21 protein-coding genes are annotated in these 24,816 nt (G+C 65.2%); 7 read left to right on the top strand and 14 right to left on the bottom strand.

Annotated features, from left to right (window positions below):
• The first annotated feature begins 12 nt into the window (after positions 1-12).
• A complete protein-coding gene (locus tag NZK81_RS04400; protein ID WP_260044262.1) occupies positions 13-657 on the top strand; it encodes a peroxiredoxin in 645 nt (214 codons plus the stop codon).
• A gap of 69 nt (positions 658-726) precedes the next feature.
• Positions 727-1,644, top strand: coding sequence for an MBL fold metallo-hydrolase (locus NZK81_RS04395; RefSeq protein WP_260044260.1), 918 nt, complete (start codon positions 727-729; stop codon positions 1,642-1,644).
• An 87-nt stretch (positions 1,645-1,731) separates the two neighbouring features.
• Here NZK81_RS04395 and NZK81_RS04390 read toward each other — a convergent pair whose 3' ends face one another.
• Complete coding sequence (locus NZK81_RS04390; protein WP_260044259.1) at positions 1,732-2,226, bottom strand: GbsR/MarR family transcriptional regulator; 495 nt, start codon at positions 2,224-2,226, stop codon at positions 1,732-1,734.
• Between the two features lie 91 nt (positions 2,227-2,317).
• Between NZK81_RS04390 and NZK81_RS04385 the strand changes: the two genes are divergently transcribed.
• On the top strand, positions 2,318-3,496 hold the full coding sequence (locus tag NZK81_RS04385) for a sulfotransferase family protein (RefSeq protein ID WP_260044257.1): 1,179 nt from the start codon (positions 2,318-2,320) through the stop codon (positions 3,494-3,496).
• Positions 3,497-3,541: 45 nt separating this feature from the next.
• On the opposite strand, the gene NZK81_RS04380 is transcribed toward NZK81_RS04385, so the two are convergent.
• The 3 genes from NZK81_RS04380 to NZK81_RS04370 are packed head-to-tail and all read right to left on the bottom strand — an operon-like array spanning position 3,542 to position 5,701.
• Positions 3,542-3,985, bottom strand: a complete 444-nt coding sequence (locus tag NZK81_RS04380) for a DUF6691 family protein (RefSeq protein ID WP_260044255.1) — start codon at positions 3,983-3,985, stop codon at positions 3,542-3,544.
• Positions 3,985-4,401, bottom strand: a complete 417-nt coding sequence (locus NZK81_RS04375) for a YeeE/YedE family protein (protein WP_260044253.1) — start codon at positions 4,399-4,401, stop codon at positions 3,985-3,987. The genes NZK81_RS04380 and NZK81_RS04375 overlap by 1 nt, the downstream gene beginning before the upstream one ends.
• A gap of 13 nt (positions 4,402-4,414) precedes the next feature.
• Positions 4,415-5,701: an OmpP1/FadL family transporter gene (locus NZK81_RS04370; RefSeq protein ID WP_260044251.1), complete on the bottom strand. Its 1,287-nt coding sequence runs from the start codon at positions 5,699-5,701 to the stop codon at positions 4,415-4,417.
• A gap of 290 nt (positions 5,702-5,991) precedes the next feature.
• On the opposite strand from NZK81_RS04370, the gene NZK81_RS04365 reads away from it, so the two are divergent.
• The gene (locus NZK81_RS04365; protein ID WP_260044249.1) at positions 5,992-8,460 is read left to right on the top strand and encodes a zinc-dependent metalloprotease; all 2,469 of its coding nucleotides are present in this window, start codon (positions 5,992-5,994) and stop codon (positions 8,458-8,460) included.
• Between the two features lie 17 nt (positions 8,461-8,477).
• On the opposite strand, the gene NZK81_RS04360 is transcribed toward NZK81_RS04365, so the two are convergent.
• Positions 8,478-8,696: a hypothetical protein gene (locus NZK81_RS04360; RefSeq protein WP_260044247.1), complete on the bottom strand. Its 219-nt coding sequence runs from the start codon at positions 8,694-8,696 to the stop codon at positions 8,478-8,480.
• Between the two features lie 436 nt (positions 8,697-9,132).
• Complete coding sequence (locus NZK81_RS04350) at positions 9,133-9,453, bottom strand: hypothetical protein (protein ID WP_260044245.1); 321 nt, start codon at positions 9,451-9,453, stop codon at positions 9,133-9,135.
• A gap of 515 nt (positions 9,454-9,968) precedes the next feature.
• Here NZK81_RS04350 and NZK81_RS04345 point away from each other — a divergent pair.
• The gene (locus NZK81_RS04345) at positions 9,969-12,284 is read left to right on the top strand and encodes an arylsulfatase (RefSeq protein ID WP_260044243.1); all 2,316 of its coding nucleotides are present in this window, start codon (positions 9,969-9,971) and stop codon (positions 12,282-12,284) included.
• A 148-nt stretch (positions 12,285-12,432) separates the two neighbouring features.
• On the opposite strand, the gene NZK81_RS04340 is transcribed toward NZK81_RS04345, so the two are convergent.
• The 8 genes from NZK81_RS04340 to pedF form a co-directional block, all read right to left on the bottom strand.
• Positions 12,433-14,634, bottom strand: coding sequence for a hybrid sensor histidine kinase/response regulator (locus NZK81_RS04340; protein ID WP_260044241.1), 2,202 nt, complete (start codon positions 14,632-14,634; stop codon positions 12,433-12,435).
• A gap of 5 nt (positions 14,635-14,639) precedes the next feature.
• The gene (locus NZK81_RS04335; protein WP_260044239.1) at positions 14,640-15,791 is read right to left on the bottom strand and encodes an FIST N-terminal domain-containing protein; all 1,152 of its coding nucleotides are present in this window, start codon (positions 15,789-15,791) and stop codon (positions 14,640-14,642) included.
• A gap of 87 nt (positions 15,792-15,878) precedes the next feature.
• Complete coding sequence (locus NZK81_RS04330; protein ID WP_260044237.1) at positions 15,879-16,313, bottom strand: DUF779 domain-containing protein; 435 nt, start codon at positions 16,311-16,313, stop codon at positions 15,879-15,881.
• Positions 16,314-16,437: 124 nt separating this feature from the next.
• Positions 16,438-17,958 (bottom strand): aldehyde dehydrogenase, encoded by a 1,521-nt coding sequence (adh, locus tag NZK81_RS04325; protein ID WP_260044235.1) that lies wholly within the window; start codon positions 17,956-17,958, stop codon positions 16,438-16,440.
• 122 nt (positions 17,959-18,080) lie between these two features.
• A complete protein-coding gene (locus NZK81_RS04320) occupies positions 18,081-18,761 on the bottom strand; it encodes a response regulator transcription factor (RefSeq protein ID WP_260044233.1) in 681 nt (226 codons plus the stop codon).
• 58 nt (positions 18,762-18,819) lie between these two features.
• Positions 18,820-20,562, bottom strand: a complete 1,743-nt coding sequence (locus NZK81_RS04315) for a methanol/ethanol family PQQ-dependent dehydrogenase (protein WP_260044230.1) — start codon at positions 20,560-20,562, stop codon at positions 18,820-18,822.
• Positions 20,563-20,806: 244 nt separating this feature from the next.
• Positions 20,807-21,625 (bottom strand): substrate-binding periplasmic protein, encoded by an 819-nt coding sequence (locus NZK81_RS04310; protein ID WP_260044704.1) that lies wholly within the window; start codon positions 21,623-21,625, stop codon positions 20,807-20,809.
• 76 nt (positions 21,626-21,701) lie between these two features.
• Positions 21,702-22,139, bottom strand: coding sequence for a cytochrome c-550 PedF (pedF, locus tag NZK81_RS04305; RefSeq protein ID WP_419181655.1), 438 nt, complete (start codon positions 22,137-22,139; stop codon positions 21,702-21,704).
• 160 nt (positions 22,140-22,299) lie between these two features.
• Between pedF and NZK81_RS04300 the strand changes: the two genes are divergently transcribed.
• Together NZK81_RS04300 and NZK81_RS04295 are read left to right on the top strand one after the other, a co-directional pair.
• Positions 22,300-23,295, top strand: coding sequence for a PQQ-dependent catabolism-associated beta-propeller protein (locus NZK81_RS04300; protein ID WP_419181650.1), 996 nt, complete (start codon positions 22,300-22,302; stop codon positions 23,293-23,295).
• A 119-nt stretch (positions 23,296-23,414) separates the two neighbouring features.
• Positions 23,415-24,812: a porin gene (locus NZK81_RS04295; protein ID WP_260044700.1), complete on the top strand. Its 1,398-nt coding sequence runs from the start codon at positions 23,415-23,417 to the stop codon at positions 24,810-24,812.
• Positions 24,813-24,816 lie beyond the last annotated feature (4 nt).

The following is a 24,816-nucleotide window of genomic DNA, read 5'->3' as shown; positions in this document are numbered from 1 at the left end:
AAGGAGGCAGCAATGACCGATACCACCATCCCTTCCATGCCGCGCATCAATGAGCCGGCGCCCGATTTCACCGCCAAGACCACCGATGGCATGCGTTCGCTGTCGGACTACAAGGGCAAGTGGCTCGTGCTCTTCTCGCATCCGGCGGACTTCACGCCGGTCTGCACGACCGAATTCATGGGCTTTGCCCGCGCCGCGGATGACTTCAAGGCACTCAACTGCGAACTGCTCGGCCTGTCGATCGACTCCGTGCACTCGCACATCGCCTGGATGCGCAGCATCGAGGAAAAGTTCGGCGTGGAAATTCCCTTCCCGATCATCGAGGATCTCTCGATGAACGTGGCCAAGGCCTACGGCATGATCCACCCCGGCGCTTCTGACACCTCGGCGGTTCGCGCCACTTTCGTGATCGATCCCGAAGGCAAGGTTCGCGCCATGGTCTACTACCCCATGTCGAACGGCCGCTCGGTAGCCGAGTTCCTGCGCCTCTTGCAGGCCCTGCAGACCGCCGATGCCAACAAGGTCGCCACGCCTGAAAACTGGCAGCCCGGCGAGAAGGTGATCGTTCCGCCCCCGGCCACGGCACAGGCCGCGAAGGAACGCGCCAGCGAAGGCTACGAATACACTGACTGGTACTTCAGCAAGAAGGACCTCTGACCCATCGCAATCGGCCGGCGGCGCGAGAGGCTCGCTGCCGCCGGCCTGCCCACCTCGAAGGAAAGGACCATGTTCGACCCCGTCATCTCGGCAGCATCCGCCATCGTGAAGCGCTCCGCTTCGGCAGCGCCGGTGGTTCGCAGCTTCTTCGACGAAGCCACTTTCACCGCAACCCATGTTCTGTCGGATCCGGCCACCGGAAAGGCGGCCATCGTCGACAGCTTGCTCGATTTCGATCAGGCATCCGGAAGGACTTCGACCCGGTCTGCCGATGCCGTCATCGCCTATGTCCGCGCGAACGGTATCGAGGTCGAATGGTTGCTGGAAACCCATGCCCATGCAGATCACCTGTCGGCGGCGCCGTACCTGCAGGAACACCTCGGCGGGAAGCTCGCGATCGGGCGGGACATCCTCACCGTGCAGCAGGTCTTTGGCAAGATCTTCAACGAAGGCACGCGGTTCGCGCGTGACGGATCGCAGTTCGACCATCTCTTCGAGGATGGCGACCGGTTCCGGGTTGGCTCGATCGAAGCCGCCGTCGTCCACGTCCCCGGACACACGCCCGCAGATCTCGCCTATGTGATCGGCGATGCGGCCTTCATCGGCGATACGCTGTTCATGCCCGATTACGGCACTGCCCGCGCCGACTTTCCCGGCGGCGATGCGCGCACGCTCTTCCGGTCGGTGCGGCGGCTGCTCTCGCTTCCCGGCGAAACGCGGCTGTTCCTGTGCCACGACTACAAGGCACCGGGCCGCGATACCTTCGTGTGGGAAACCACCGTTGGCGCGCAACGCACCGCCAATATCCATGTTCACGAGGGCGTGGAGGAAGCCGATTTCGTCTCCATGCGGCAGGCACGCGACGCATCGCTGGCAATGCCCCGGCTCATCCTGCCCTCGATCCAGACGAACATGCGCGGCGGACGTTTCCCCGAACCGGAGGAAAATGGCGCGAGCTACCTGAAGCTGCCGCTCAACACGCTGTGACGCTGTTCGGGCCGAAAAGGACTCCCCGTCAAGTTCCCTGCCCAGGCGCACCGGTCATCCAGAAGAGGATGACCGGTGCGATCGCGCTCAACGCAAGTCCTCGTCAGGCCCGTGGGTCAGGAACTCGTCGTGCAGTTCGGAAATCCTGCCGGTGATGGCTGCGGCCATCTTGCGGTGGAACGCGCCGAGATAGCGCAAACGCTGCATGGTCTCGTCCTCTGCGACCACCGGTGCGCGCGATTGCGCGAGCCGGCCCATCTCGTCGAGCAGGCCGGCCTGGGCGACGAGAAAGCCGGAATAGGAATCCGACGCGCCATAGCGCACGCGCTTGCTGCCCGGTTCGCTATGGCGGCGCGCGAGCCCGAATTGCTCCAGCGCACGTCCCGCCACGCTGACGCTGCTCTTGGCCATGCCGAGCGTGGCGGCGATGGCGTCGAGGCTCACCGGTTCGTCGCAGATCAGCAGGTAGGCGTAGAGGCTGGCCGTTCCAGGTTGCATCCCCCAAGGCGTGAGCAAGGCAGCCATCTCGTCGATGAAACGGCGCTGATCGGCATTCAGGCTATGGTTTGATATATTCGGCATTTACCGAATATTACAGAGCCTGCGCTACGAATCAAGACCGCAAGGCAGAAAGCGCGAAGGCAGCAGCAGGTTTGTGGGGAGGAGGGGCATCATGCTCGATGCATCAGCAATCATTGCCGAGGCGGAAGCGAAAGCGGGTATCGCCGATACCGATCCGGGCGTTGCCGGCAATCTCGAACGGCTGGTTGCTGCCATCGGTGAAACCTTCCCACTGTCCGAAGCGGGCGAGGCACGGGTTCGCGCGACGTTTCTCATGGATGCGACCAACCGGCTGGAAAGCCTGAAATGGCTGCGCGACTATCCCGAGATCGGCGACGAACCGATAGAGGCCCCCGTTTTCCTGATGGGGCTGCCGCGTTCGGGCACGACCTATTTCCAGTACCTGTTCGATCGCGATCCCCGCTTTCGTCTGATCCGGACCTGGGAATCCACCATGCCCTCTCCGCCGCCGGGGTTCGATCCGGCCTCGATCGAGGTGCGCCGCGCTGCGTGGCGTGAACTGCAAAAGGCGCGCCCCCATTTCGAGGGCTTCGAGGCCCTGCATCTCTACGACGAGGACGGCTCGGACGAATGCCATGCCTTCCTGCAGCAGAGCTGGGGCGCTGCCGGATTGCACAACCTGTTCCGGGTGCCGCAATATTTCGACTGGCTGCTCGACGAGCTGGATCTCGTAGAGACCTACAAGGTCCACAAGCGCCAGCTGCAGTGCCTGCAGTGGCGGAACGATCGCAAGCCCTGGGCGCTCAAGTACCCGAACCACATCGTTGCGATGAACGAGATCCTCGAGGTCTATCCCGACGCCCGCTTCGTGATGACGCATCGCGATCCGGCGCAGGTCGTCGCGTCGATTTCGAAAATGACCTGGAATCTGCGCAGCATGTATGCGGCCAGCCCGGTGGAGAGGGAGGAGGTCGGACGTGACATGCTGCACTTCATCCAGCGCCATATCGACCGGATCATGGCGTTCGATGCAGGCCCCCACACAGACCGTGTGGTGCATGTCGACTACTACGCGCTTGTCGCCGATCCCGTGGGCGAGATGCGCCGGATACATGCAGGCATCGGCATCGAAACGCCCGACGCGGTGGCAAAGGCGGTGGGTGACTGGCACGCGAACAACCCGAAGAATGCGCGCGGCCGCAACGACTATTCGCTGGGCCAGTACGGCCTCGATCCCGATGCGCTTCGCGAACAGTTCGCGCCCTACGTCGCGCGCTTTGCTATTCCCGCCGAAGCCGAAGGGCTCGGCCGTATCGGCGCCCCGACATGAGCAAAGGCCGGGACGCGTTCAACGCGGCCATTGCCGAACCGCTCCTTAATGCTGGAGTGCTTCCACGCCAGAGCCACTGGCACTGCGACGCCAGGCCGCGGATACCATTAGTCCCGCTATCATCGGGATGACAAAGGCAAGCGTCTGCGATGGCACGATGGCAAGAGCCACCAGGGCCGGGCCGGGGCAGATGCCGGCAAGGCCCCAGCCGATGCCGAACGTCAACGAGCCGATGACGAGCTTGCGATCGATCATGGTGGTCGACGGACGGTCGAACAGCGCACCTGCGACAGGCTTCGCGCGACGGCGCGCCAGCGCGAAAAGCGGCATTGCCGTCATGACCGCGCCGCCCATGACAAAGGCAAGGCTGGGGTCCCATGCGCCGGCGATATCGAGGAATGCCCTTACCTTGTCGGGGCTGGTCATCCCCGCCAGCAGAAGGCCGAAACCGAAGAGAAGGCCCGTTACGAAACCGATGGCAAGGCGCATCAGAACCCTCCGTGACGCAGAAGGAAGACCGTCAGTCCGGCCGAAACCATGAACAGGCCGACTGCCGCCAGCGAGCGCAGCGACAGGCGCGACAGGCCGCAAACGCCGTGGCCGCTGGTGCAGCCGTTGCCGAGATCTGTGCCGAGGCCGACCAGCAGCCCGGCCAGCGCAAGAACCGGGAGGGGAATGCCCTCGATGCCGGCGGTAAAGTCTCCGCCCAGCATAAGCGCGGCGATGCCGCCCGAGGCCAGAAGGCCGGCGATGAAGGCCATCTGCCATCCGCGCGAAGGGCCGATGATGGCGGAACGGGCGATGCCGGTGATGCCGGCGATCTCGCCCATCAGCAGATAGAGGCCGCCCGATGTAAGGCCGATTACGATGCCGCCCAGCAGCGGCGCGATGTAAAGCGTCAGCATGATTCTGCTTCCCCTAGAGTGATAGGCCGAACGAGAGACCGACCGCGGTCTCGGCAAGGTGCACGTCGGCCTCCCCGCCGCCGAAGGACGCAGGGATCGAGCCGGAGCCGCGAACCGTCTGGCGTGGCGCGCGCATGACGTAGCCGGTCACTTCGGCATCTTGCGACAGGTTGACTGTCGCCCCCAGCGTGTAGTGTCCGCGAACCACGCCCGGTGCCAGAATGTTGAGCAGCGTCTGCGAACGGGGTACCGGATTGTCCGAGCGGCCATAGCCGGCGCGCAGCGTCAGCGCGGACGTGGCTTTGTAGACCGCGCCCACTTTCCACACATCGACATCGCGCCAGCCGAAGCCGGGGCCGTTGTCCGCACCGAAGGGCACGCCTTCGAACAGCGCGGCAAGCGTGTTGCCGACTGCTTGCACGCCCGAATACTCGATCCGCTTGTAGTCCGCCCCCAGCGTGAGATCGGCTGTCGGGCTGACCGAGGCGCCGACGCCCCAGGATGCCGGGATGTCGAAACTGCCATTCTGAGCGAAGAGGCCGCCGTAGTTCTTGAAGCGTCCGGACCACACCTTCGACTGGTAGAACGCGCCGACGCGCACGTTCTTGCCGATCGATCCAAGATAGCCGATGCGCACGCCGACGCCCGTCGTCCAGTCGGTACCATTGTTCGAAACCTGTGCCGGATCCTGCGAAAAGCCGGCGAAGGGCTGGGCCCCGTGCAGCTTGAAGCTTTGCAGCACGAGCACCGGCGAAACACCCAGGGAGTGGCCTTCCGCCAGCTTCACGGCCACGACAGGCGAAATCATGATCTGGCGCAGGTTTACCCCGGCCGGGCCGCTTGCGCCGAAGTTGGCGAAGGGATTGGCCTTGTAGTGGGTATTCATGCCGCCATTGCCGTTGATGGTTATGCCGACGGCCACGCTGTCGGACAGCGGGCGCACGTACCCGGCCTCGGGCAGTACGAAGGGATTGGCTCCATTGCCCGAATAGGTCCCGTCAAGCCCGGCGCCGTTCCCGGAAATGCGGGCGCCGCGGTCGGGCACGAAGAGTTCCATTCCGATGTCGAGGCGGTGGCCGACCACAGTGGCGGCGGCGGGGTTGACCGAGATGGCAAGCGCATCCTGGGGCATGGCGATTTCGACACCGCCTGCGCCCTTGGCCTTGGCGCCGGCGCCGTTCAGGAAATAACCGTCGGTCGCGCGGGCCGTCTCGGGGAGTGCCGCCGTGGCACCGAGAGTGAAAACGATTGCAGTAAGCGGCAGGATACGACCGGCACGGCCGGGGACGTGAAAGGACATGGTGGGCGGATGCTCCCCGAATGCGATGGGCGCCGGGTCGATGCGACTGCCCGGCTTGATGGGGGAACCCAATAGAGCACTGGCCTTTGCAGTGAAGCAACTTGTCCTTGCGTGCCGACAAACCTTGCTTGTCCTGCAATGGCAACGACTTGGGCACGCAAGGGCACGCCAGCCTCCGGGCGGACGGCCTGTGGCAAGCCCCGATACAAGGGATAATGGTACGTGCCCGATCGCGCCACTTGCCTGTTGCGGTGGTCTTGGTCATGCTGCTCGAAACACAGGGGAAATTGATGCGACGGATTTGTGCGATTGCCCTCGCCGTGGCGCTCGCGGCGCCGGCCTATTGTGAAACGCCCGCGGGCAAGCCGCCCGCGTTGCTTGCAGGCACGACCGCCGCGAGCGGATTGCTGCCTGTGAATGTCGACAAGCCGGGTGGGCGCATCTTCCTGACGCTGCCGCCGCCGGACGCCGACGGGATTTCGGCGCGCTACATCTACACTGTGTCCCTGCGCACCGGGCTTGGTTCGGCGCCGACCTTTCTGGATCGCGGTCGCGTCGGGGGCACACAGGTGCTTGCCTTCCGCCGTATCGGCAAGAAGGTTTCGGTGCAGTTCGAAAATCCCCGTTTCCGTGCCAACGGAGCGGCGCAGGCGGACCCGGCCGGGAGTGCTGACTTTGCAACCTCGACGGTGTGGATGGGCGATGTTGCCGCGACGCTCGCGGACGGCAGCGTCGTGGTCGACATTTCGGGCTTCCTCGCCACCGACACGCTAGGCATTGCCGCCTCGCTCAACCAGAGTGCCGACACTTTCGGTACCGGAGACGGGAGAGGGGCGGGCGCGGGCTTCAAGCTTGATGCCAAGCTGAGCGCGGCATTGCCCGGCTCGGTCAAGGTCTTCCCCGACAACATAGAGGCCGACGCGATCCAGACATTCGCTTCGGACAAGCCGGGGGCCGAAGTCTCGAACATCGCGCCCGAGCCCAAGCAGGTCAGCTTCACCGTTCATTCGAGCTTCGTCAGGCTGCCCGGTCCGGGCTTCGTGCCGCGCGTCTACGACCCGCGCATCGCCGGTTTCTCCACGCAGGTCGTCGATTTCGCCGCGCCGCTCGGCGAGGACGTCGTGCGGGACTTCGCCAATCGCTTCCGGCTCGAGAAAGTCAATCCCGGGCCCGCGCCGTCGCGGGTGAAGAAACCGATCGTCTATTACATCGACAGCCGTGCGCCCGAACCGATCCGGGCGGCGCTGATCGAGGGCGTGAGCTGGTGGAAGCAGGCGTTTGCAGCTGCCGGCTTCATCGACGCCTTTGAGGTCGAGGCGTTGCCGCCCGGCATCGATCCGCTGGACGTGCGTTACAACGTCGTGAACTGGGACGACCGCGCGACGCGTGGCTGGTCCTACGGGCAGGAAATCGTCGACCCGCGCACAGGCGAGATCATCAAGGGCATGGTCGTGCTCGGCTCGCTGCGCGCGCGGCAGGACATCCAGATCTTCGAGGGGCTGGTCGGCGCAGACCAGTTGAACGCCGGTGGGCCGAACGATCCGGTCCAGGTCGCGCTCGCGCGCCTGCGCCAGCTTGCCGCGCATGAAGTCGGCCATACGCTCGGCTTCGCTCACAACTTCGCCGCGAGCACGCAGGACCGGGCTTCGGTAATGGACTATCCGTCTCCGCGTATCGGGTTGCGAAACGGCAAACCAGACTTGTCCGACGCCTATGGCACGGGCGTGGGCAAGTGGGACATGGCGACCGTGGACTGGCTTTATGGCGCTCCGGACGAGGCTGCGGCAAAGGCCAGGGCACGCGTGGTCGTCGCCGAAGGCCTGCGTTATGTAAAGGACGACAATGCCCGTGCGCCCGACACCGCGCAACGCTGGGGCGGGCTATGGGATGACGGCGCCGACCCGACCGCGGAACTTGCCCGGATGATGACGGTGCGCGCGGCGGCCATCGCCAATTTCGGTCTCGCAGCGCTCGCGCCGGAGGAGCCGGTCGCCAACCTGCGCCGGCGCTTCGTGCCGATCTGGCTGCTCCACCGGTACGAAGTGGTCGCGGCGGCAAAGGCGATCGGCGGCGGTACTTATGCCTACGCCGTCAACGGCGGCGGGCGCGAGCAGGCGCCGCCGGTGCCCGCCGAGGCGCAACGCGCGGCGCTCGACGCATTGCTGGCAACACTTTCGCCCGAGGCGTTGCGTGTGCCGGCGCGGCTGGTCCCACTGCTCTCGATTCCGGAAAGCCCGGGCGGCAATCGCCAGTTCGACATCGAGGTGTTCCAGAGCCCGAGGGGGCCGTTGTTCGACCCGCTCGTCGCTGCCGATGCAGCGGTCGAAATCACGCTCAAGTCGCTGCTCGCGCCGGCACGGCTCCAGCGCGTGGCGGCCCAGCATGCGCTGGATGCGGACATTCCCGGAGTAAGCGAGATCGTCGACCGGCTGGTCATGGCGGTGCTGCCCGCCCGCACCGACACGCTCGAGCGGCGGATTGCCTACCGCACGATCGTGGTGCTCGCTGCGACAGCGCAAGCCAGTGAAACCACGCCAGAGATCGCCGCACTGATCGACCAGAAGCTGCACGACCTCGGCGCCAGCCTTGCAAGGCGTAAGGGCGACGCCGCCGAGCGTGCCTGGGCGGCAAGCCTGTCGCGCAAGCTGCTCGACCCGCGCGAACGTGCGACGCTGGTGAAGGAGCTGCCGCGCAGTGTGCCTGTCCCGCCCGCCGATCCGATCGGGGGCGGTGAAGGCGGCTGGATGGACTTGCACTAGACCGATCTGGCGAGCCTTCAGCGGCGGACCAGCCCCTTGGGTTTCACCACGCCCATATCGATATGCGTAACCACGCCCGGCGGCGCATCGCATACCGCCGGAACGGCGGTGCAGCCGACAAGCCCGGTCCAGGGCAGGCCCAGGAAGGGATGGCGCCCGTCCGCGTCCTTCGCGCTCATGAACTGGCATTCGAGCGGCGGGTCGCCATGGATGCGCACGCTTGCGATTGCGACCATGGACCACGACGCGGACGCCTTCTTCCGCGAGCATGTCCGCGATGGCTTCGCCGATCCCGCTGCTGCTGCCGGTCACGAGGCCCGGCGTCCTTCCAGCTGTAAATCCATGGACGTTCTCCCAAACGTGGCGCCAGTGGACGCAGGTCCTGCGATGGCCTGTACGGCCATCGCAGAATCCGAAAGCCCCGGGGCCGATTGGGAGTGCAAAGACCACGGGAACGGCACCGTCGCCATCCCCAAATGGAGATATGGCGGTCGATGGCCATGATCGCGATGGGGACAGGCGCAGCCTCATGTGCGCCGAGGGGGGGGAAGGGAAGTCACGCCGGACTTGCTGGCGAACACAAGCGCCGGTGCCTGTGTTCCTAATAACGTTTCCATTCAGCGAGAGACGATTGAAACATCGCCCTCGCCGAAAGGAAGATGGGAATATCGCTTACTTGGCGTTGGCGATTTCCGATTTGGTCAACGCCGTCGTGACCTTGCCATCGACGACGGAAAGGCTCGAGGCCGGCACGGTGACGAGGCGGCCATTGAGGATCAACTGCGGACTGCCATCGGCGGTGACGCGGTAGATCGGGGCAACGCGGTAACCGGCCGAGCTGTAGAGCATCATGCCCGCATTGATCTGGACGGGCTCGGCAGCAGCTTCGGTAACTTCGCGGACCGGCTGGGTCGTTTCGGCGAGAACGGCGGCGGGGATAACGGCAAGCGTGGCGGCAGTGGCAACGGCAGCCAGGGAACCAAATTTCTTCATTTCGAATCTCTCCGTTGGTGTCTGTGCAGACCGAATCTTTGTTGTCGGACTTGCCGCGTTGCTAACCTAGGTTAGAAGCTTCTGCCAATTACAATTGCCGCATGGTGGAAGTATTTCTTCCTATGCATTGATATAAAAGAAAAATTCAGAGCACGGGCTGGTGCGGAGAATCCGTTGCCGGCCACGCCAGAGGATGGCCATCGTCCGGTGTGGCCAGATTGAGGATGGCGCGTTGGAACAGGTTTCGCACGGCATTTGCGCCGTGCGCCTTTGCTCTCGGCCATGGCGTCCAGTTCGTCCTAGGTGGAGGCCCAGATCCTCTGCCGTGCGCGAGTAGTTCAGCCGACGGGCGACGGCCACGAAGTGGCGAAGGGGTCGCAACTCTATCATATGCATTACACGCATTATAAATTGGAATGTCATGCATTGGACGCAATCTCACGAGCATGGCAAGATCGATGCCGGATCAGTTTGACTGGCCCGCGCAATAATATCCGCAGTTGGGAGACATCGCCATGAACGCTAGGATCAGGCACACTGCCAGGAATGTCCTGCTGGCCAGCACGGTCCTCTGGGCGTTCGGGACACCGGCCACGGCCGAGCCTGCCTACCCGGTTGAAGCAGTGCCGCCTCAGGGCGCGCCGAACGTTCTCATCATCATGACCGATGACGTCGGTTTCGCGGCCAGCAGCACGTTTGGCGGGGCCATCCCGACCCCCAATCTCGACAGGCTCGCGGCGAACGGGCTCGTCTACAACAACTTTCACACAACGGCGATCTGTTCGCCCACGCGCGCGGCCCTGCTGACGGGACGCAATCACCACGCGGTGGGCTTTGGTACCGTGGCCGATCTGGCGCGCGGCGAGCCCGGCTACAATTCAGTCATCCCCAAGAGCGCGGGCACCATTGCGCAGGTCCTGTCCGCCGCCGGCTACGACACCGCCATGTTCGGGAAGAACCACAATGTCCCGACCTGGCAGAGCGGACCGATGGGGCCTTTCGACCAATGGGGCAACGGGCTCGGCTTCAAGTACTTCTACGGGTTCAATGGCGGCTGGACCGACCAGTTCTCGCCGCAACTGATCGAGAACGACCGCACGATCGAGCCGCCCGCGTCGGGGGACGGCACTGAGGCAGGCTACGTCTTCGACCGCGATCTTGCCGATCATGCGATAGACTGGCTGCTGACTCAGCATTCGCAGAACCCTGACAGGCCGTTCCTGGCCTACTACGCGCCGGGAACCGCACATGCCCCGTTGCAGGCACCGGCCGAATGGATCGCCCGTTTCAAGGGCAAGTTCGATTCCGGCTGGGACGCCTATCGCGAGGCCGCGCTGGCCCGGCAGAAGAAGCTCGGCTTCGTGCCGTCCGACACGAAGCTGGCGCCGATGCCGAAGGGTACGCGGCCGTGGAGCGCGCTTTCGCCCGACGAACGCAAGGTCGCCGCGCGCTACATGGAGGTCTATGCCGCGATGCTCGCCTACTGCGATGCGCAGATCGGCCGCATCCTGGATACGTTGAAGCGCACGGGTGAACTCGACAACACCATGATCGTGTTCATCGAAGGCGACAACGGCGCTTCGGGCGAGGGTGGTGCGATGGGCGGCGTCAACTACGCCACGCGCGTCAGCGCCGCGGTGCAGGGCGGGGAGACGGCGCATGCACTTACGCATCTCGACGAAATCGGCGGGCCGGACAGCCTGCCGATCGCGCCGGTCGGCTGGGCCTCGGCGCTGAACACGCCGTTCCCCTATTACAAGCTGGTGGCCTCGCGCCTGGGCGGCGTGCGCAACGGGATGGTCGTGTCCTGGCCGGCACGGATCGGGCAGCGCGGCGTGCGCAGCCAGTTCGTCGATGTAAACGACGTGATGCCGACCGTGCTCGAAGCAGCCGGGGTAGCGGCACCGAAAAGCCTTGGCGGGGTGGTTCAGCAACCCTTCGACGGTGTGAGCTTTGCCTACAGCTTCACGCAACCCAAGGCACCCACGCGGCACCGGACGCAATATTTCGAGGTCTTCGGCCATGCCGGGATCTACCACGATGGCTGGATGCTGTCGGAGCCGGTGAAGGTCGAGCCGCGACTGGATGCGGCCATGCCCGATCCGGCGTCGCCATGGCAGCTCTACGATCTCAATCACGACTGGTCGCAGACCACCGACGTCGCGCCATTCCATCCCGACAAGGTTGCCGAACTCAAGGCGCTCTGGGAGGCGGAAGCGACGCGCAACCACGTGCTGCCGCTGCAGTTCAGCAACCTTTCGTCGATGTTGCCGGGCACGCGGCCCGAGCCGCTGTCGGAGCCTGGTCGTCACGTTCTCTATCCCACGCGGGAGCGGCTGCCCGCAGGTGTCTTCCCCGCAATCAACAATCGTAGCTGGTCGATCGAGGCTGTCATCGAAGTGCCGGACAATGGGGGCGAAGGCATGCTGGTGACGCAGGGAGGGCGTTTTTCCGGGTGGGGGCTTGCGGTTCTGGACGGCCGGCCGACCTTCTTCTACCGCAACAGCGATCGCGCGGCGGCGCTGGTCCGTGTCGCCGCGCCTCAGCCGCTGGCGCCTGGAGGGCATGCTGTTACGGTTTCCTTCGTCGTCGATGGCCCCGGCTTCGGCCGCGGCGGCGTGCTCACGCTTTCCGTCGATGGAAAGCCGGCTGCCGAAGGAAGACTGGCACGCACGGTGCCGTTCGCGTTCAGTCCCGAAGAGGCCACCATCGGGCGTGATGCGGGTACGCCGATCGTCGACGATTATCGCCTTCCATTTGCGTTCAACGGCAGGATCGACAAGATCGCTTTCGATCTCGGGCCAGTGCAGCCTATGACGAAAGCCGACTGACTTTTGATCGCATGTCCATGGTTGTTCTCTGTTGGCGGGGAGGCGGCTGCGGCTTGAGTCGAGGGGCGTCCGGGACATGTTCCGGACGCCCTTCTTCATGAGGGGAAATTGACAGGCTCTAACGCCGTGAAGAACCGGACGGTGCCGCCTAGAGAATGTCGAGCTGCCGCAACAAGGCCCTCAGCTTCGCGGGTTTGACCGGCTTGTTCAGCACGGGCAGCGAGAGGCTGGCGAGTTGGGCCTTGGTTTCCGCGCCGCGATCGGCGGTGATGATCATGGCCGGTACGTTGGAGCCGGCGCGTTCGCGCAGCATGGCCACCGCTTTTTCGCCGGTAAGATCGTTGTCCAGATGGTAGTCGACGATGAACATCGCGGGCCCCTGGTCGATTGCCGCCAGCGCCGCGGGGTCGGAGGGATCGTTGACGGCGACAACGTCGAGGCTCCAGTTCTCCAGCAGGGCTTCCATGCCCGACAGAACCGCCGGATCGTTGTCGACCACCAGCACGAGCCCGCCCGCGCGGGTGTTGCCTCCGGCGGCGGCCGCGTTTTCGCTGCCGGTCTCCGCGACAGGCTCTGCGCGCGGCAGCCGGATCGAGAAGGCAGCGCCTTCGCCGGGAGCCGATTCGAGCCCGATTTCGTGCCCGAGCATGGTCGTTACGCGCCGCACGATGGCGAGGCCCAGGCCCTTGCCCGGGATCTTCTGCGTCTTGCTGAGGCGGCGAAACTCCTCGAAGATCTCGTCGCGATCGGCAGCGGCGATGCCGGGGCCGGTATCGCGCACGGTGACCACGACGTCTTCTCCCTGCTCGCACAGTTCGACACGGACGCTGCCGTTTTCGGTGTAGCGGATCGCATTGGAGACGAAGTTCTGCAGCACCCGGCGCAGCAGGCGGGGGTCGCTGCGCACCCACAGCCGCGTTTCCGGCATTTCGAGTTCGAGGCCGCCGGACTGCGCGAGCGGGGCGAACTCGATCCGCAGCGCGCGCAGGATCGTGTTCAGCGAGAGGTCGGCGAACTCGGGCTGGATCGCGCCGGCATCGAGGCGCGAGATCTCGAACAGTGCTTCCAGCAGGTCTTCGACCGAGTCCAGCGCGGTCGAGGCCTGCTGTACCAGACTGCGCGGCCTTGCCGGCATTTCCTGTCCGTCCATGGCCGAAACGAAGAGCCGTGCGGCGTTGAGCGGCTGCAGCAGGTCATGGCTGGCGGCGGCGATGAAGCTGGTCTTCGAACGGTTGGCGGTTTCCGCCTCGTTCTTCGCCTCGACGAGCTGGCGGTTGACCTCGACCAGTTCGGCGGTGCGCTCGGTCACGCGTCGCTCCAGCGTCTCGGCGGTCTCGGTCAGCGAGCGCTGGAAACGCACGTGGTCGGTCACGTCATCGAACGTGAAGACCATGCCGCCGTTCTTGAGCGGCACCGAGCGGACCGTAAAATGGCGATCGCCCATCATGCACTGGGTGGCGACCCGCTCGGCGTCGCCTTCGCGCCAGCACAGCGCCCCGGGGCAGTCGAGCCCGCGGTTGCGCACGCACCAGTCGGTCAGCGCCTCGTGCGTCTCCGGACCGCTGCCGGGTACGATGTCGCCGATGTCGAGCACGGCCAGCATGCCCTCGTTCCAAGCCTGCAGGCGGCGCTGCGCGTCGAACAGGCAGACGCCTTCGGAGAGCGTGTCGAGCGTGGATTGCAGCGCGAGGTTGCGTTCGGCGAGTTCGCGGGCGCGCTGGCGGGCGTCCTCGGCCTTTACCAGGGTGATGTCTGTATAGATGCCGACAGTGCCGCCATCGCTGGTCTTGAGTTCGTTGATCTGGAGCCACCGCCCGTCGGCAAGCGCCTGGACGTGGGCGCCCTGGGCCAGGCGATGGCGGGCGAGCCGGTCCTTGAGCCAGCGTTCCGGCGCATCGCGCGAGGCGAGCGCCTCCCCGGAACGGGCGAAACGCGTGGCCAGTTCCGAGAACTCGGGCAGGGAATCGCTGATCGACTCGAAATAGGGGAAGAATTGCAGGAAGGCGCGATTGCACAGCACCATGCGATCGTCCTTGTCGAACAGCGCGAAGCCGTCGCTGAGGGACTCGATCGCATCGCGCAGCAGCGTTCGCGTCGAACTCGCGGCGGCATGGGCCGAGGCCAGTTCGGCATTGGCCGCGTTGAGCCGTTCAAGCGCTTCCTCGAGCGCGCTCGTGCGATCGCGAACCCTGGCCTCGAGCGAGATGGCCGTTTCGAACATCGAGAACGCACCGCCCTGTATATCGGTCGAGCGCTCGACCCGGTCGATCAATGCAGCATTGATCTTTTCCAGCCGCGCGACCTTGCGCCGCAGTTCCTCCAGTTCTCCGATGTCAGTGGCGGTTTCCATCGCTGTCACCGTCCGATGGCCAGCCCGCTGAAGGTCTGGTTCATGTGGGCGGCGAGGAACTGCTCCCCGTAGGTGTTGAAGCCAAGCACGTTGTTCTCGACATAGAGCGCGGACAGCGCGCGCGCGATCTGCCGATCCTCGGCATCGAGACGGTTCAGCACGCAATCGAAGCCGATGATATGGTCGATCTCGCCCACGTTGGCACCGACCTTGCCGAACAGGTCGCGAAGCCAGGCGACGCGGTCGACCGGCTCGCCGATGGTCAGCACCACGCCGGTATCGATGGCGCAGTAGAACGTCAGGCTGCCGTCCGGATTGGCCGACTGGATCGAACGCACGTGATACTGCCCCCCGGTGCGGACCATCGGCGGGTGGGCGGCAAAGAAATGCACGTCGAGCTTTTCGGCGGGGCTCCCCGCCAGGCGCCGGTACTCCTCGGAGGCAGGGGCGGCATTGATCTCGTAGACCGTGCGGGTTTCGGGGTCAGCCTCGGTAATCACCATCTTGGCCGGGCCCGGCTGATAGTGATTGGCGCAAAAAACGTGCATCGGACGACGGCTGGTGAGCACGGCGATGACCGCGGCGTCCTCATGGAACCTGCCTTCGTGGAACACGCCGGTCTTGGCGAAGTTGAGGTCGTCGCCGCTCGATCCGCCGATGAGCTGGACATCGCCGAGCGCATGCTGCGCGGTCATCGTCAGGATCTCCTCGCGGTGCGAGAGGCCGTCGACGAAGACCATCGCTACCTGATGCAGGTCGCCAGCCGCCCCGTGATCGAGCCGGGCCCCGGCGACAAGCTGGCGGATCGCTCCCTGTGCCTGTTGTGGATCGAAATTGTCGAGATCGTCGAAGCGCAGTGCCGACATCGAAAAGTCCGATGCGGGAAAGCCGATCAGCAGCAGGCTGTCGGTGTCGTAGCCGCGATCGGTCAGTTCGCCCGCGCTGGTGCAGCCGACCAACGCGACGCCGGGGAGCGCCTCGGCCAGCTCACGGGCCAGTTCGTCGCGCGGGTAGCGCTGGGAACAGAACAGCAGGCCGCCCGCCAGTTCGCGACCGGCGATGCCGGCAACCAGCTCGGCCACCGCTGATCCCGGATCGTCGGCGTGAGAGGTGCAAGCCACCAGCCGCTCCCCGCCATCCTGCACTTGCGTGTCCATTCGCTTACTCCCAACTGCCCCGCTTCTATGGCGAGCGGTGGCCGAACTGCGAATTTTAGGCGGAAGCGCGCGCTTCGCCAAGTCTATTCACTCGCGGGTGATCGCCCGTTCCCCGTTTTCCGGCACGGCATCGCCGCGCGGCGGGTCACCCGCCTCGGCCAGCGCTGCCGCCTCCTCGTCCGTGAATACGCGCGAGCGAATGACGAAGCGCACGCCATGGGGTGCCTCGAGACTCATTCCGGCGCCGCGTCCGGGCACGACGTCGATCGTGACCTGGGTGTGGCGCCAGTATTCGAACTGCGCCGCGCCGATCCAGACCGGCGTATCGCCCGTGAGCCTTCCGAGCAGCACGTCCTGCCCGCCGACGCGGAATTCCCCGGCGACGAAGCACATCGGGGCCGAACCGTCGCAACAGCCGCCGGACTGGTGGAACATCAGGTCACCGTGCTGCGCGCGCAGACGCTCGATCCACGCAGCGGCTTCCGGCGTCGCGAGAATGCGCGGGGGAACCGGCCCGCTCATGACGCGAAGAGGCGACGGACGGCACAAGTGCCATCCGTCGCCCGCAAGGTTCCGGTGCCCGCCTGGGATTGGTGGAGAGAGCGGGCAGGCACCGGTAGGGGAAAGGAGACTGGCTCCGATTCCATCAGAAGAAGCCGAGCGCTTTCGGACTGTAGCTGACCAGCAGGTTCTTGGTCTGCTGGTAGTGGTCCAGCATCATCTTGTGCGTTTCGCGCCCGATGCCTGACTGCTTGTAGCCGCCGAAGGCCGCGTGGGCGGGGTAGGCGTGGTAGCAGTTGGTCCACACGCGCCCGGCCTGGATGCCGCGGCCGAAGCGATAGGCACGCGTGCCGTCGCGGGTCCACACGCCGGCGCCGAGGCCGTAGAGCGTGTCGTTGGCGATCTCGAGCGCTTCCTCGTCCGAGGAGAACTTGGTGACCGAGAGGACGGGACCGAAGATCTCCTCCTGGAAGATACGCATCTTGTTGTGGCCCTCGAACACGGTGGGGCGCATGTAGTAGCCCTGTTCCAGTTCACCGTCCTGAACGTAGCGTTCGCCGCCGGTAAGGACCTTCGCGCCCTCGTCCTTGCCGATCTGGATGTAGGAGAGGATCTTTTCGAGCTGGTCGTTCGATGCCTGCGCGCCGATCATCGTCGCGGGATCGAGCGGGCTGCCCAGCTTGATTGCCTCGACGCGGGCGATCGCCTTTTCCATGAAGCGGTCGTAGATCGCCTCGTGCACCAGCGCGCGGCTCGGGCAGGTGCAGACCTCGCCCTGGTTGAGCGCGAACATGGTGAAGCCTTCGAGCGCCTTGTCGAGGTAGTCGTCGTCTTCGGCCATGACGTCGGCGAAGAAGATGTTGGGGCTCTTGCCGCCCAGTTCCAGGGTGCAGGGAATGAGGTTTTCCGAGGCGTACTGCATGATAAGGCGGCCGGTGGTGGTCTCGCCGGTGAAGGCGATCTTGGCGATCCGCTTGTTGGTGGCGAGCGGCTTGCCCGCCTCGATGCCGAAGCCGTTGACCACGTTGAGCACGCCGGCTGGCAGGATGTCGGCGATCATCTCGGCCAGCACCAGGATTGCCATGGGCGTCTGCTCGGCGGGCTTGAGCACCACGCAGTTGCCCGCGGCCAGTGCCGGTGCCAGCTTCCAGGCGGCCATCAGGATCGGGAAGTTCCAGGGGATGATCTGCCCGACCACGCCGAGCGGTTCGTGGAAGTGATAGGCCACGGTGTCGTGGTCGATCTCGGACAGCGAACCTTCCTGCGCGCGCACGCAGGCGGCAAAGTAGCGGAAGTGGTCGATGGCCAGCGGGATGTCGGCCGCCGTCGTCTCGCGGATGGGCTTGCCGTTGTCGATGGTTTCCGCCAGCGCCAGCTTGTCGAGGTTGGCTTCCATGCGGTCCGCGATGCGCAGCAGCATGTTGGAACGCTCGGTGGTGGACGTGCGGCCCCAGGCCTCGCGCACGGCATGGGCGGCATCGAGCGCCAGTTCGATGTCCTCGGCGGTGCCGCGGGCCACCTGGCACACGACCTGGCCGGTCACCGGCGAGATGTTGTCGAAATATGCACCCTGGACCGGAGCGACCCACTTGCCGCCGATGAAGTTGTCGAAGCGATCGCGGATAAGCGATTCTCCGGTGAATTTGCTGATGGCCTGTTCAAGCATTCCCAGTCTCCAATCTGTGTTCTCAGCGGAACCTTCGCCGGACATTCTGTGACTTCGGTGCGGCGAATCCAATTGTACCTTGGGCCTAGGAAGCGGCGGGCGACGTCCTTCGGACCGGTGCTCTAGCCCCGGAATCCCACCTTGCCGGCCATGATCACCGCCTGGGTGCGGCTGAAGACGTTCATCTTCTGCAGGATCGCCGAGACATGGGCCTTGACCGTCGTCATCGAGACGTCGAGTTCGTAGGCAATCTGCTTGTTGAGGCGGCCGGCGACAAGATGGCCCAGCACCACGCGCTGCTGCGGGGTCAGGCTGTCGATCCTTGCCCGGATCATGTCTTCCTCTGCGGCCTGGGAATCGTCGACTTCCAGCTCGGGCATGTAGATTTCGCCGGAAAGGACCTGCTGCAGCGCGTCGACTATCGCCGCGCGTTTCAGCGACTTGGGCACGAAGCCTGCAGCCCCGGCCGCCAGCGCATCGCGCACTACGTTGCGGTCGCATACGCCCGAGACCATGACTACCGGCGTGGCGGGAAAATCGTCGCGCAGGCGTTCAAGGCCGGACAGGTGCGAGACGTCGGGAATGTTGAGGTCAAGCAGCATGAGGTCGACATCGCCGGCGCCGGCGAGCACCTGCAGCGCGCTTTCGAGACAGTCCGCCTCGAGGATCTCGCATTCGGGAAAAGCGTCGTCGAAGATCGAACGCAGCCCGTCGCGGACCAGCGAGTGGTCATCGACGATCAGAACGCGGTCGGGTGCGGCGAACTCTCCCATCGAAGCATCCATGGCGACCATTGCACTCATTTCATTACCCCGGGGAGGCGAGGCGCGCCAGCGTTAACCGGCGCGCCTCTCGGTTGGGTCAGTGTGACAGCTTGAACACCCAGAGCATGCCGCCCTGGCTGATTTCCTTGAAGGTCTTGGCGACTTCTCCGCCCCAGAGCGGCACGGCGCCGCCCCAGCCGGACATGACCGCGACATACTGCTGGCCGTCCTGCATCCAGGTGATCGGCGATCCGACCACGCCCGAGCCGGTCTGGAACTTCCACAGCTCCTTGCCGGTCTTCGCGTCGAAGGCCTTGAGATAGCCTTCGGGGGTGCCGGTGAAGACAAGATTGCCGTGGGTGGTCAGCACGCCGCCCCACAGCGGAGCCGAGTTCTTGTATTCCCAGACGATCTTGCCCGTTTTCGGGTCCATCGCGCGCAACGCGCCGATGTGATCTTCGGCGATCGGCTTGATGGTGAAGCCCGCGCCCAGGTAGGCCGCGCCCTTCTTGTAGGCGATCGGCTCGTTCCAGATGTCCATGCCCCAGTCGTTGGAGGGGATGTAGAACAGGCCGGTGTCCTGCGAATAGGCCATCGGCATCCAGTTCTTGCCGCCCAGGAACGAGGGGCTGGCGAAGACGGCCTTGCCCTTTTCCGCACCCTCCGGCGCGCCGGGGCGGCCATCGGCGGTGTAGTTGGGGCGTCCGGTCTTGGGATTGATGCCGTCGGCCCAGGTCGTCTCCATCACGAACTTGTTTGCCGAGATGAACTTTCCGTTCGTCCGGTCGAGGACGTAGAAGTAGCCGTTGCGGTCCGCCTTGGCGCCGAGATGGCGGGTCTTGCCCTTGATCGTGGCATCGAAGGGGATGAATTCATTGACCCCATCGAAGTCCCAGCCATCGTGCGGCGTGGTCTGGAAGTGCCACTTGATCACGCCGGTATCGGCATCGATCGCCAGCGTGGACGCGGTGTAGAGGTTGTCGCCCGGGCGCAGGTGGCTGTTCCAGGGCGCCGGGTTGCCAGTCCCGAAATAGACGAGGTTGGTGCCCGGATCGTAAGTACCGCCAAGCCAGGTGGCGCCGCCGCCGGTCTTCCACAGGTCGCCGGTCCAGGTGGCGTTGGTCTTGCCGGTAATGCCGTTGGGCTGGCCGTTGAGCGTGCCCATGTGGCCTTCGATGACCGGGCGTTCCCAGATCAGTTCGCCGGTATCGACGTTGCGTGCCTGCACGGCGCCGACGATGCCGAACTCGCCGCCCGAGTTGCCGGTGATGACCATGTCCTTGACGATCAGCGGCGCGGCCGTTGCCGAATAGCCGGCCTTGTAATCGCCGATCTTCTTGTTCCACACGACCTTGCCCGTCTCGCGGTTGAGCGCGACGAGGTGCGCATCAAGCGTCGCGAAGATGACCTTGTCGCCATGGATGGCCGCGCCGCGGTTGACCACGTCGCAGCAGGGCATGATCGCGTCTGGCAGGCGCGCATCGTACTCCCACTTCTTCTCGCCGGTTCGCGCATCGAAGGCGAACATGCGGGAATAGGAGGCGGTGACGTAGATCGTGCCGTCATAGACCAGCGGCTGGGCTTCCTGCCCCCGCTGCTTCTCCCCGCCAAGCGAGGCCGCGAAGGCGGGCACGAGCTTGCTCACGGTGTCGGTATTGATCTCGTCGAGCGGCGAGAAGCGCTGTTGCCAGGGCCCCATGCCGTAAGTGAGAACGTCGCCGGTGCTCTGTGCATCGTTCAGCAGCTCGGCGCTGGTCGGGCCGGCTGCGTGCAGCGGCACGGCAATGGTACTGCCCGCCGCGGCGAGTACCGCGATGAATTTTGAGAAACGCCGCTTCATCCTATCCCTCCATGTTGTTCTTGCGCCGAGCCAGGTGCCGGATCTGGACCTGGTGCCCCCGGTCGTCGATTGGCAGCCTATCGGCCGGCGAAAAGAGGGCAATTGCACCTTGGGAGGAGGCGGCGGGGCTGCGGGGAGGGCTCCGATGGCCGTGGACGGGCGTTTCCCGGTGCGTTCGGGGCCATGATCCGGGTGGCGGTGGTTCGGGGGACGCCGGTCGCAGGCGGCGTCCCCGTCCCCCTGTTCACGAAGCCGTGGGCTGGGCCGCGAGTGCGGGACGCCATTCGACTCCGTGCCTAGCGAAGATCGCCTTCATCCGGCCATCGCCGGCCATTGCCGAGATTTCCTCTTCAAGCGCGAAGCCGAGCGTGCGGCTGTTTTCCTTGACGGCTATGCCGATGTCCCAGCCGGGTGAGAGCATCGCCGGCAGCGGGCTGTTGCGGCGGCGGATCCCGGCGTCGGGGTGATCGGCCATGGCTGCTTCGATCTGCGCGCGGCTGGCGATCGCCACGTCGGCCTTGTCCTCGGCCAGGGCGGCGACGGCCTCGTAGCCGGTGGGGACATGGGTCAGGTCCCTGGCCAGAATGCCGCCAAAGGTCCCGAGCAGGTAGAAGTCGGGAATGGAATCGAGTTCGGCCGTCAGCCGCCTGCCGTGGAACTGGACTGGCGGGACTTCGCAATCCGCGATTCCGGGGGCGCAGGCCGCGCCGAACGTCTCGCGGTAGTAGGGAGCGAGGAAGACGACGTTGTCCTCCTGCGCCATGAGCTGGCGGTCGAAGGGAACGTGCAGCATGACGTCGCAGGGCTGGAAGCCGAGCAGGCCGCCGCGCCAGACGACGTTGCGCAGGTCGTCGGAAATCTCCTCGTCGGCGAGGAACAGGGCGATGTCCGCGCGTACGCCGAGATGGTCGGCGAGTGCCTTGGCCAGGTCGACGTCGATCCCGGCGGGCTTGCCGGCCTGTTCCCAGGACCACGGGCGGTTGTTGGTGTAGAGGCCGACACGCAGCACGCCCAGCTCGCGCACTTTCTCGAGCGGGGCGGCCATGACGGGCGTCGAACGCATTGCGGCGGGCAGGGCGAGCGCGCCGATGGCGCCCGCCAGCCCGGTGAGGAACGACCTGCGACCGGTTTCCACCGGGTCAGTCCTCGGTGTGCTGGGTTTCCAGCCAGGCACGGATCGCCCAGCCGGCTTTCTGCCCGAGCACGTCGCCCATCGGCGGCATGTAGACCTTGCCGTCGTGGCTGGAGCCGTGGTGGTAGCGTTCGATGAACCACTCGTCGCCGCTATCGCCCAGTTCGAGATAGCGCAGGTCCGGCGCGATGCCGCCCGAGATGGCCTGCAGGCCATGGCAGCGCGCGCAGTTCTGGCCATAGGCGGACTCGCCGATCTCGATGGCCTTGGGGTTGCCGCTGTAGGGGTTGTGCTCGATCCAGTTGTCGTTGCCGCCTTCGATGTCGGGCAGCGCCGAGGTGTCGACCGCCTGCGGCGTGACGTTGCCATGGGCGTAGAGGTTGCCGGCGATGCTCAGCGAAGCGATGGCGCAAGCGCCGATCATGGCCGTTCGGCCGATGGTCATTTTCATGGTCAGTCATCCTCTGCGACTTCGGGGTACGCCTTGCGAACGTCCCCGATCTGCACTTTGGGTAACCGAGAGGATTGCCGTTCCCCAATTGGACTATGGTACCAGACCATGGTGCAATGTCGCCCGGTCGGCGTGGTGTTAGAATGGGCGCATTATGGAGAGATGCCTGTTCAGGATCGCGCTGGGCGCTTGCGCCGCGCTTACGCCGCTCGTGCTTGCCGACAGGGCCGGCGCGCAGGAAGCCATGACGCGGGCCTATGTCAGCAACGAACGGTCCTCGACCGTGACGGTGGTAGACTTGGCGAGCGGGAAGGCCGTGGCGGACTGGCCCGTCGGCCACCGCCCGCGCGGGATCACCCTGACCCGCGACGGCAAGTACCTGCTGATCTGTGCCAGCGCCGACAATGCGGTGGAAATGCGCGATCCACAGACGGGCGCGCTGGTGCGGGTGCTGCCCTCGGGCGATGATCCCGAACAGTTCTTCCCCTCCAACGACGGCAAGCTGCTGTTCATTGCCAACGAGAACGATGCCGCCGTGACGGCCGTCGATCTGGCCGCGGGCAAGGTCGCCTGGCAGGTCCCGGTGGGCGAGGAGCCCGAAGGCATAGCCGAAAGCCCGGATGGCAAGTGGTTGCTGGTCACCAGCGAGGAAGATTCGGTGGTTGCCTGGATCGACCTCGCCACCCGGCAGGTCGTCGAGGAAATGGAAACGCAGACGCGTCCTCGCCATATCGAGTTCACGCCGGATGGCGCGCAGGCTTGGGTCGCGGCGGAAATGGCCGGCGTGGTGCAGGTCGCGGACGTTGCCACGCGCGGCATCGCCAGGACCATCACGTTCGCCCCGCCCGGCGTGCCGGCCTACAAGGTCATGCCCTGCGGCATTCGTTTCACGCCCGACGGACGCACTGCCGTCGTCGCGCTGGGCCGCGCCGGACATGTTGCCGTGGTCGATGTCGCCAGCGGCGCGGTGCGGGGTTATGTCAGGGTCGGCGAGCGGCCGTGGCATCTTGCCATCCTGCCCGACGGCAAACGGGCGCTGGTCGCCAACGGAACCAGCAACGACCTCTCGGTGGTCGATCTCGACAAGCTGGCGGTCACTTCGACGATTCCGGCGGGCGAGAGCCCCTGGGGCGTGGTCCTGGGGCGATAGGCGGCCGTCTCGTTCCAAAGGACGAGAACCAAAGTCCAATATCTAATGCGCCGGTCCGGGCGCACCTTCCATCCCAGTCGCAGGAATAGACGACAAACACCTAGAGAGGGGGATGGATGATGATCTCCAGGATCATGCTGCGCGGTTCCGCCGCGCTGGGTGCTCTCGCCCTGGCGAGCGCACCCGCCTATGCCGGCACCGGCGAAACGCTGCTCAAGCGCCTTCATGAAAAAGGCATCCTGAGCGATGACGAATACGCAGAGCTTCTCGCCGAGGAGCAGACCGAGGCAAGCGCCGCTCCGGCGGCGCCGGTGGCTCAGGCCGGGAAATCGCTGGATACGAGCCGGCTGGTCAAGATGACCGACAGCGGCATCGGCCTTGAGGTGGGACCCGCGACGATCAAGTTCTCGGGCTCGGTCAATGGCTTCTATGTCCACGACAATCCCGACACGCCAAGCGCCACGACCAGCGTTATCGGCGGTATCGCCAGCGTGGGCACCAAGAATTCCAGCGCCGTACGCAACGGCTTGCTACCCGGTTATCTGACGGTTGCGGTTTCGACCCAGCAGGAAGGGTGGGACATCGGAGCCTTCTTCGGCCTCTATCCCGGCATCAACTCGGCCGCGTGGGGCACGCTAGGCGCCAACAACGGCGGGCAACCGACCGCGCTTGCCACCGCCGGCATCGATGCCCGCCAGACATACATGACTTTCGGCAAGCCCAGGCTCGGCACGATCAAGATCGGGCGCGATATCGGCCTGTTCGGCTCGGAAGCCATTCTCAACGATATAACCCTGCTGTCATCGGGCACGCCGGGGAACAACGTCGCACCGGCCAACACCACGCTGGGACGCATCGGCGTCGGCTACATCTACACCGACTTCCAGCCGCAGATCACGTATTCCAGCCCGAACCTGTCCGGCTTCCAGGGCTCGGTGGGCGTGTTCCAGCCACTGGACTCGCTGACCGGCCCGGCGCAGACCAACGCCAGCCCCGGTTTCCAGGGCAAGCTGACCTACGATGGCAAGATCGGCGGGATCGGAGCCCGTCTGTGGGTGTCGGGCGTAAGTCAGAAGCACGACATGGTCACAGGCGGCAGCTACACCGGCAGGGGGATCGATTTCGGCGGCAAGGTAACCGCTGGCCCGATCGCCGTGACCGGTTACTACTATACCGCCAAGGGGCTGGGAACGACCGTGCTCGGCTTGCTCGATACCGACGACTTCGGCAATCCGCGCAAGAGCGACGGCTTCTACGTCCAGGCGCTGGCCACGTTCGGAAAGATCGCGGTGGGCGGCAGCTATGGCGAAAGCTCGTTGCACTACGCCAATGCGGCCGACGCGATCGCCGTGCCCGATCTGCTCAAGACCAATTCCAGCTATGTCGGCCAGCTTCGCTACAACCTGACCAGCTGGGTCACGCTGATCGGCGAATACGTCCATTCGAAGGCTGAGGCTCATAGCGGCAACGAGGCCCAGAGCGATGCCATGGCACTCGGCGGCATCCTCTTCTTCTGAGGTT

The organism is Novosphingobium mangrovisedimenti (assembly GCF_025153475.1).
In the GTDB taxonomy this organism is placed as follows: domain Bacteria; phylum Pseudomonadota; class Alphaproteobacteria; order Sphingomonadales; family Sphingomonadaceae; genus Novosphingobium; species Novosphingobium mangrovi_A.
This window is presented reverse-complemented; position numbering and strand designations above follow the sequence as displayed.